This is a genomic window from Aquabacterium soli (assembly GCF_003933735.1).
GTDB lineage: Bacteria > Pseudomonadota > Gammaproteobacteria > Burkholderiales > Burkholderiaceae_C > Aquabacterium > Aquabacterium soli.
In genome coordinates, this window is sequence record NZ_RSED01000088.1 from 1 (window position 1) to 462 (window position 462).

1 protein-coding gene is annotated in these 462 nt (G+C 55.2%); it reads left to right on the forward strand.

Annotated elements, in window-relative coordinates; translation table 11 throughout:
* Window positions 1-39 precede the first annotated feature (39 nt).
* A complete protein-coding gene (locus EIP75_RS23910; protein ID WP_125245682.1) occupies window positions 40-387 on the forward strand; it encodes a DUF3592 domain-containing protein in 348 nt (115 codons plus the stop codon).
* Window positions 388-462 lie beyond the last annotated feature (75 nt).

The following is a 462-nucleotide window of genomic DNA, read 5'->3' on the forward strand; positions in this document are numbered from 1 at the left end:
TCTGAACTAAGGCGTTAGGCCCCTACGAACTCGCGCGCCATGACTCCAGCAGCCAAAGCAATACTTGCAATCACAGGCTTGGTGACGACGCTCGTCGTCTTTGCACTAGCAAGCCGCGCGCGCAAGGACGAGCAGGCACATCTTCTACGAAATGGCGTTCGCGTAACCGGCACAGTACTCTCCATCAGCCGCGAGAGCGATCGTGCCGGCATGCCAATGGTCATGCGGTATCAGTTCACTCCAGAAGGGCAAAGCAACGTCATTCAAGGGCAATGCCCCGCAAGTGTCTTCAGCCCATACAAGCCAGGTGATACCGCCGTCGTTTGCTACAACAAAGCACTTCCATCAAGTTCAGTTATCTTGTCTCCGAAAGGCAAGCCGCTATGAACGCCAATCCAGGCGCGGATTGACACATGAAGTGCAACACCCAGCCTTCGCTCCCCAGCCTAACTGTTTGGTCAA